This window comes from Marivita cryptomonadis, assembly GCF_002115725.1.
Classification (GTDB): domain Bacteria; phylum Pseudomonadota; class Alphaproteobacteria; order Rhodobacterales; family Rhodobacteraceae; genus Marivita; species Marivita cryptomonadis.
In genome coordinates, this window is record NZ_JFKD01000003.1 from 335657 (window position 1) to 343860 (window position 8204).

At 58.4% G+C, this 8204-nt stretch carries 10 protein-coding genes; 6 read left to right on the top strand and 4 right to left on the bottom strand.

The features are described 5' to 3' along the window. Positions 1-177: 177 nt before the first annotated feature. Genes MCRY_RS05450 through MCRY_RS05465 form a run of 4 tightly spaced genes read right to left on the bottom strand, consistent with a single transcriptional unit; the run spans position 178 to position 2897 of the window. On the bottom strand, positions 178-957 hold the full coding sequence (locus MCRY_RS05450; RefSeq protein WP_085628458.1) for an SDR family oxidoreductase: 780 nt from the start codon (positions 955-957) through the stop codon (positions 178-180). An 18-nt stretch (positions 958-975) separates the two neighbouring features. Beyond that, entirely contained in the window at positions 976-1923 is a 948-nt protein-coding gene (locus MCRY_RS05455; RefSeq protein WP_085628492.1) for a calcium/sodium antiporter, read from the bottom strand. 7 nt (positions 1924-1930) lie between these two features. Further along, entirely contained in the window at positions 1931-2098 is a 168-nt protein-coding gene (locus tag MCRY_RS05460) for a hypothetical protein (protein ID WP_420870483.1), read from the bottom strand. Position 2099: 1 nt separating this feature from the next. Then, the gene (locus MCRY_RS05465; protein ID WP_085628460.1) at positions 2100-2897 is read right to left on the bottom strand and encodes a S49 family peptidase; all 798 of its coding nucleotides are present in this window, start codon (positions 2895-2897) and stop codon (positions 2100-2102) included. Between the two features lie 263 nt (positions 2898-3160). Between MCRY_RS05465 and MCRY_RS05470 the strand changes: the two genes are divergently transcribed. The 6 genes from MCRY_RS05470 to MCRY_RS05495 form a co-directional block, all read left to right on the top strand. Beyond that, positions 3161-4039 (top strand): LysR family transcriptional regulator, encoded by an 879-nt coding sequence (locus MCRY_RS05470; RefSeq protein ID WP_085628461.1) that lies wholly within the window; start codon positions 3161-3163, stop codon positions 4037-4039. Positions 4040-4133: 94 nt separating this feature from the next. After that, on the top strand, positions 4134-4958 hold the full coding sequence (locus tag MCRY_RS05475) for a putative hydro-lyase (protein ID WP_085628462.1): 825 nt from the start codon (positions 4134-4136) through the stop codon (positions 4956-4958). Between the two features lie 26 nt (positions 4959-4984). Next, complete coding sequence (locus MCRY_RS05480; protein ID WP_085628463.1) at positions 4985-6016, top strand: TRAP transporter substrate-binding protein; 1032 nt, start codon at positions 4985-4987, stop codon at positions 6014-6016. 34 nt (positions 6017-6050) lie between these two features. Next, complete coding sequence (locus MCRY_RS05485) at positions 6051-6599, top strand: TRAP transporter small permease subunit (RefSeq protein ID WP_085628464.1); 549 nt, start codon at positions 6051-6053, stop codon at positions 6597-6599. After that, the gene (locus tag MCRY_RS05490; protein ID WP_085628465.1) at positions 6596-7879 is read left to right on the top strand and encodes a TRAP transporter large permease; all 1284 of its coding nucleotides are present in this window, start codon (positions 6596-6598) and stop codon (positions 7877-7879) included. Before MCRY_RS05485 ends, MCRY_RS05490 begins: the two co-directional genes overlap by 4 nt. A 40-nt stretch (positions 7880-7919) precedes the next feature. After that, positions 7920-8204, top strand: a 285-nt coding sequence (locus MCRY_RS05495; RefSeq protein WP_244897882.1) for a carboxyltransferase domain-containing protein, incomplete at its 3' end; no start/stop codon positions are given.

The window sequence follows — 8204 nt, forward strand, 5'->3', positions numbered from 1 at the left end:
TTTTTCCCTTGTATTTCGGCACCCTCTCTGACTTGCTCATTTTTTAGGCATATTTGCAAGGTATTGATTTTAATAACAATTTAAATGCACCCACGACAAGCTACTGAAAACATTAACACTTTCGTAACGTTTTCGTAACGTCAGTCTAACCAGTGCAAAACTTGTTTTTCAGCAGCATCATTCGACGCCAATTACGTCCGGTGTCTGCCATCCCAGATGCTGTCCACCATCGACACAAAGAAGCTGACCAGTGACGCCGGGAGCATCCAGAAAATACCCCAACGCCCCGGTGATATCCGACGTATTTGCCCCCCGCTGCAACACCGTGGCCGCGCGCTGCTTTGCAAAATGTGCTTCGCTCTGACGACCTCCGCGCAAGGTTGGGCCGGGGCCAATGGCATTGACGCGACACGCCGGTGCCAACGCCTGTGCCGCCGTCTGGGTGAAGGCCCACAGCCCCATCTTGGCGATTGTGTAGGTCATGAACTCCGGCGTCAGCTTGCGCACCCGCTGGTCGATCATGTTGATCACCAGCCCAGATGCGACGGGTTCGTTCATCTCATCCATCTCGGGCGCGGGAAGTTGCGCTGCGAAACGCTGGGTCAGCACAAACGGTGCACGCAGGTTGCTTTCCAGATGCCGGTCCCAGCTTTCGCGGGTCGCAGTTTCGACGTTGTCATACTCGAAGATCGACGCATTGTTGATGAGCACCGTCAACGGCCCACCGATCCCTGCAACTGCAGCATCGGTCAGGGCTTGGGTCTCGCTCTCGTTCAACAGGTCGGCCTGCACCGTACAGGCGTGCTGTCCCTTGGCGTGGATCAGGTCTGCCACCTCTTCTGCGGCATCGGCAGAGCTTGCGTAGTGCACAGCGACATCAAAACCGCGATCCGCAAGGTAAAGCGCCATCGCGCGACCCAGCCGTTTGCCTGCGCCTGTGATCAATGCCTTACTCATGGGGTCTGCCTTTCGCGCTTACATGATGACAAGCGCAATGTAGCCCAGATAAAGCGCCGACAAGACCACTCCCCAGATACGCGTCAGGTCGCGGGCCAGAAAGACCAGCGGGAAGATCAAGAGCGATGCCCCCAGCATCACCCAAAGGTCAAAGCGCAGGAATTCGGGATCGACCGGGATCGGCGCGATCAGGGATGCGACGCCGATGATGGCCAGCAGGTTAAACATGTTCGAGCCGATCACATTGCCCAGCGCCACATCCGCCTGACGCCGCAGCGCCGCCATAACGGTCGTTGCCAGTTCCGGCAGCGACGTGCCCAAAGCGACCAGGGTCAAGCCGATCACCGTGTCGCTGACGCCAAAGATCGTCGCAATTTCGACCGCGCTGTCGACAAGAAGATCCGCACCAAGCGGCAAACCGACAAGGCCCAAGGCGAGGTAGAGAATAATCTTCCACCAAGGCATGTCCGGGTCGGCGCCTTCGGGTTCTTCTTCATCATCCGCGTCCTTACCAGCGCGCCTGTGGGCCAACGCCTCGCGCATGGCATCACCAAGGATCACCGCGAGGACGACCAGCAACACGATACCTGCGGTCCAATCAAACACGCCCCGGAACGCCAGCGCGATAAACAGCACCGACGATGCCAACATGATCACATAGCTTTTGCGTGTGTCGCATTCGCTGGTGTGCATCACCGCAAGCAAGGCGGGAATGCCCAATACCAGAAGGACATTGGCCGTGTTCGACCCAACCACGTTCCCAAGCGCGATGCCCGGAACGTTTTCCATCGCCGCCTTGATCGAGATGAGAAGTTCCGGCGCAGAGGTTCCAAAGGCAACCACGGTCAGGCTGACGATCAAAGCAGGGATGCCGATGCGCAACGACAGGTTCACCGCACCTTTGACCAGCGCATCGCCTGCCAAAAGCAGGATCACCAATCCGATGACCACACCTCCCCAGATCATCATCATGTCAGCTTGCCTTTCCGGTACACGGGCATGGCCCTTTGCCAATGCGATAGCGTCCGCATTTGCGGCACTTGGCACTGGCCAGACGTTTCGCACCGGGGATGCGCAGTTTGCCGAACATGGCAAGCACAGCGATGAAGACGAGGAAGAGAATAACGATCTTGCTGATCACGTCAGAGCCCATACCGCGCGAACTCGGCACGCTCTTCAATGACGCTGAGTGCGTCGTCGGTGAGTTTCGCGCCGAAACGGCTGAGGAAGGGACGGCGTTGTTCGTAGCGGCGGAACTTTACCTTGTCGCCGAACCGCTCCTTCATCGCTGGAACGAGGTGTCCGATGTGATCCGCAAGACCGACATCGACTGCGCCCTGTCCTACCCAGATTTCACCCGTAAAAAGGTCAGGATTGTCAGCGAGCTTTTCGCCACGACCGGTTTTGACCTGAGTGATGAAGGTTTCGTGCAACTGACCCAGCAGCTTGTTCAGCCGTGCCACGTCGTCTTCGCTTTCGGGGCGGAACGGGTCGAGCATGGATTTGGATTTGCCAGCCGTGTAGACGCGCCGTTCGATGCCCTGTCGTTGCAGAAAGACGTGCGCGCCGAACCCGGCAGAGATCACGCCGATGGAACCGAGGATAGACGCAGGATCAGCATAGATTTCATCCGCCGCACTTGCGATCCAGTAGCCACCGGACGCGGCCACGTCTTCGACAAAGGCGTAGACAGGCACTTCGGTTTCATCGGCCAGTCGCCGAATGCGCGCTCCGATCAAAGAGCTTTGGACCGGCGATCCACCTGGCGAATTGATCTCGATCGCCACAGCGGCGGGCTTGCCCTTGCGAAACGCTTTCTCGAGAAGAGAGCGGAGGCTTGCGTCGCTCAGAGTCCCGCGAGACCCTGCCGCAATCGTTCCTTGCATCCGAACAACAGCGACGGTGGGGTTGGATTTCACAAATGGGATAAAACGCTTCATATGGGCCCATGTAGAATGTGGGTGGGGGGCATACAAGGCATCGCAAGAAATATGGCGGCCCTGTGGGACGTGGGACGCAGAGGGAAAAGGCACCCTTTATGACCTATTGTTTCGCACGCGAAACAATAGGGCCGAAGCGGCCCCATTAACCCTATGTGAACTTTTGTGTAATTCCGGGTGCCCTGCGCGGAAACAGGCATCACAAAATGATCGCCAATCAATTTATCGTTTTGCGCCGTGGCTGATAAATTCTATGAAAGCCCATGACCTTCGATCAGATCCGGACTTTCCTGTGGGTGGCACGTCTGGGAGGGTTTCGCAAAGCCGCCGACAAGCTGCATTTGTCTCAGCCCGCCGTGTCGACACGCATCTCCAATCTCGAACAAGAACTCAAGGTTCCGCTTTTTGAGCGCGGATCAGGCGAGTTGATCCTGACAAAGCATGGCACGCTGCTTTTGTCCTATGCGGAACAGATGCTGTTCGTCGAAGAAGAGATCAAACAGCGCGTCGCGAACCCGTCGGAAACCGAAGGCCTGTTCCGCGTTGGTGCGTCGGAAACCATCGCGCAGGCGTGGTTGCCGGAATTCCTCAAGACGTTCAGCGAACACTACCCAAGGGTGAATGTCGATCTTACGGTCGATATTTCGTTGAACTTGCGATCTGCCTTGCTGGAACGCAGTCTTGACCTTGCGCTTTTGATGGGGCCGATTTCGGAGTTTTCGGTCGAGAACGTACCTTTGCCGACCTTTGATCTTCACTGGTATCGGTCAACGTCGAACCCGCAGACGGACCTGAGCAAAATCCCGGTCATTTCCTATGCCAGCAAGACGCGGCCTTACCGCGAACTGACGTCGGAACTGTCCCGCCGCGTAGGGCCGAAGCTGCGCATTTATACGTCAGCATCCTTGTCTGCGAGTCTCAAGATGATTGCGGCGGGAATCGCGGTTGGACCCTACCCCCGCGCTCTGGCCGATGATTTCCTGAAGTCCGGGCAGATCGTGGAATTCGATCCGGGGTTTCATCCGCAGCCCTTGGCCTTCACCGCATCCTACCTGTCGGAGCCGCGCAGCTTTCTTGTTGAAAGAAGTGCAGAATTCGCGCGTGAGGTGGCTTTGAAGTGGGACAGATCTCACCCCAAGTAGATCAATTATTTTTATCGTTATTGATATAAAATGATAATTTGCATGAAAACAAGCGGCCGTGTGATGGTTCAGCATCCAAGCAAAGGACCGCTCGATGGCAGAAGAGTCTGTTTCGCATTCCAGTCTGATTGGCGCCCCGCCCACTGAGGTTCGGGCCGCTATCCGTCGCGGTGCCTATGCCGGACATACGGCTGGTCTGGCCGCCGGTTACCTGCAATGCAACCTTGCCATTCTGCCGGAACGCTATGCTTTGGATTTTCTGCGGTTCTGCCAGCGCAACCCAAAGCCCTGCCCGGTTGTCGGCGTTGGAGATACAGGCGATCCGCAGATGCGGACACTGGGGCGGGACATCGACATTCGCACGGATGTGTCAAAGTACCGTGTCTTTCGCGACGGTGCATTCAGTGAGGAAGTGACGGATATCAGCAATGTCTGGGCCGATGATCTTGTGACTGTCGCGCTTGGCTGTTCGTTCACTTTCGAAAACGCGCTGATGCGCAACGATATCCCGGTACGCCATATCGAGAGCGGGCGAAATGTGCCGATGTTCCGAACCAGCATCGACCTTGTGCCTGCAGGGCCCTTCGGCGGAGAGATGGTGGTGACGATGCGCCCAATCCCCGAGCATCAGATTGAGCAGACCCGCGCAATCTGTGCCCGCTATCCGCAGGCGCATGGCGCGCCGATTGCCAGTGGTGATCCGGCCAAGATTGGCATTCCCGATCTGTCCCGTCCCGATTGGGGGGATGCGGTCGAAATCCACGATGGCGAAGTGCCGGTCTACTGGGCCTGTGGCGTGACCCCGCAAAACGTTCTTCTGGCGGCTGGACTGCCGCTCTGCATCACGCATTCGCCAGGGCACATGCTGATCGCGGATGTGGCTGAAGATGCCGAGACCACAATCCTGAAACAAACATAAAACCGATCCAACAAGGAGACCAAACAATGAAAAAATCATTCGCCTTTCTGATGGCCAGCACCGTGTGTGCCACACCTGTCTTTGCCGAAACCCTGTCTGTCGTGGGAAGCTGGTCCAGCCTGCCGCTGCACAACCAGTACGAAGCCCCGTTCTGGAGCGAAACGCTGCCTGCTGCATCGGGTGGTGATCTGACCGTGGAACTGACCACGCACAACCAGATGAGCCTTGGACTGGGCGACATCTATCCTTTGCTGGGTCAGGGCGTTTACGACGTGGCGATGACCGTGGCGGATTATGCCGTGGCCGATGCGCCCGAGCTGGAAGGTCTGGATGTGCCGCTGATCGCGCTTACTGCGGACGAAGCGCGCGCGATGGTGGATGCGGCCCGCCCGATGGTAACCGACATTTACCACGACCGGTTCAACAGCCATGTTCTGGCAATTGCGCCCTATCCGCCGCAGGTCGTGTTCTGCAATCACGAGATTTCCAACCTTGCCGATCTGGAAGGTTTGAAAGTGCGGGCCTCTGGTCGCATGACCGCCAAGCTGCTTGAGGCGCTGGGGGCCGAGGGCGTGAACGTGTCCTTCGCCGAAGTGCCGGGCGCGTTGCAGAATGGCGTTGTCGATTGTGCTGTCACGGGTGCCGGGTCGGGCTACAGCGCGGGCTGGTGGGAAGTGTCGACGCACCTGCTGCCGATCCCGCTGGGTGGCTGGGATTCGGTCGTGACGGCGATCAACCTCGACAAGTGGAACAGCCTGTCGGACGCTCAGAAGGCGCTGATCGAAAGCGAGATCAAATCCGGCTTCGAAGACCCCGCATGGGCCAGTGCGCAGGATGCGCTTGTCAACGACATCGCCTGCCTGACCGGCAATGGCGACTGCCCGTCGGGTGACGCGCGGTCGATGACGTTGGTCGAGGTAAGCGACGCCGATTTCGAGCGCGCACGGGATATCCTGACCAGCGAAGTGCTGCCCGAATGGGCCGAGCGCGCTGGCGGTGACTGGGCCGCGCGTTGGAACGACAGCGTTGGCAAAGTTGTCGGCGTGACGATCAACTAAGCCAACCCCGAAACCACCAAGGGACGTGCCGAAAATGGAACTGAAGATGATCGACGGACTGCGCCGGATCAACCGAGGGGTCGCCCTTGTAGTGGGTCTTGGCCTGTTGCTCTGCGCGGCGTTCGTGCTGACCGATATCATCATGCGCCAGATCGGCACGTCGCTTGGCGGCACCGAAGAGATCGCGGGCTACGCCATGGCGCTCGCGACCTCTTGGGGCATGTCCTTTACGCTCTTGGAGTTGGGACATGTCCGTATCGACCTGCTGCGCAGCCGCGCGGGGTCGTTTGTGCGAGCGCTGTTCGATGTGTTTTCGATGGTCGTCATGTCGGGAGTGATCATCACCATCGCGATCAAGTCATGGCCTGTGCTGGAACGGTCGTTGGTCAACGGATCGCGGGCCAATACGCCGCTTGAGACTCCGCTGGCCTGGGTGCAGGCACCGTGGTTTGCCGGGTGGGTGTGGTTTGCGCTGATGTCGACGCTGGTGACATTTGCGGCGCTGAGTCTGTTGATCAAGCGTCGTCACGAAGAGACCGAGGCCTTTGTCGGGGCCTTCGCGGAACAGGACAGCCTGCAATGATCTTTTATGTCTCTGTTGGGCTTTTGGGCCTCTTGTCCCTGTCGATTCCCGTCGGGATTGTGCTTTTCCTGCTCGGGTTCGGAATCGACACGTTCTTTTCCAGCTTCCCGCTGACGCGGGGCTTGGGCAACATGGTGTGGTCGGCCTCGAATTCAGCCACGCTGATCGCCATTCCGTTCTTTGTGCTGCTGGGCGAGATTCTTGTCCGCAGCGGTGTTGCCACCCGCACCTATGCGGCGCTGGATCGCTGGGTGTCGTGGCTGCCGGGTGGATTGGTGCATGCCAATATCGCAACGGCGACGATGTTTTCAGCCACATCGGGATCGTCGGTGGCCACTGCCGCGACTGTCGCCACCGTGGCGATGCCGCAGGCTGAAAAACTGGGCTACGATCCCAAGCTCTTTTCCGGCGCTATCGCGGCAGGCGGCACATTGGGCATCATGATCCCGCCGTCGATCAACTTGATCGTCTATGGCTTCCTGACCCAGTCTTCGATCCCGCAGTTGTTTCTGGCCGGGCTGATCCCCGGTCTGGCGCTGGCGGTTGCGTTCATGGCGATCACGGCTGTGATCTGCCTGATCCGTCCGAACCTTGGCGGTGTGCGGCGCACGTTTCCGTTTCCGCAGATGCTGCGAGCGTTGATTGATCTGGTTCCAATCCTGATCCTGTTCGGCCTGATCGTCGGCTCGATCTATCGCGGCTGGGCCACCCCGACTGAGGCGGCTGCCGTGGGTGTGGCCGGGGCGCTGATCATCGCGCTTGTCTTTGGTGGCGTGTCCTGGGGCATGCTGACCGAGAGTCTGATGGGCACGGTGAAGATCACCTCGATGATCATGCTGATCGTCATCGGCGCGTCGTTTCTCAACTTTACACTGGCCTCGGCGGGGTTGGGCCGCGAATTGACCGAGTTCATGACCGGGTTGGGTCTGACTCCGCTCAAGACGATCCTTGTGGTGGTGGTGCTTTACATCGTGCTTGGGTTCTTCATCGAAACGCTGTCGCTGATGGTGGTGACGATCCCGATCATCGTGCCGCTGGTTGTGGCGCAGGGCTATGACGTGATCTGGTTCGGCATCCTGATGATCGTGCTGATCGAAATGGCGCTGATCACGCCGCCCGTCGGGTTGAACCTCTATGTGGTTCAAGGCGCGCGAAAATCAGGATCGTTGAACGAGGTGATGCTTGGGGCACTGCCCTATTGCCTGACCATGCTTGCCATGGCGTTCCTGTTGATCGCGTTTCCAAGCATCGCACTCTTTCTGCCAAACGCGCTGCAATAGCCATCACCCACCCTTTTTGTTCGTCTGAATGAGGTCCATCATGGAACCCTGGTTCAAACCTGTTGCCGATCATGCGCTGCTGGTCTGCTTTTCCGAAACCCATGACGAGCGCGCGCATGCCCGGGTCGTTGCGCTTGACAAGGTCATTGCGGCAAACCCGCCAGCGGGGATGATCGAAACAGTTCCCGCGCTGGTCAATCTGCTGGTGAGTTTCGATGTCAGCATAACGGATCATGACAGGGTCGCAGCGCATGTGCGCGAGTTGCTCAAGGATGTTACCGCAGACAAGATCGCAGGCCAGATGCGGCGCGTGCAAGTGTGCTTC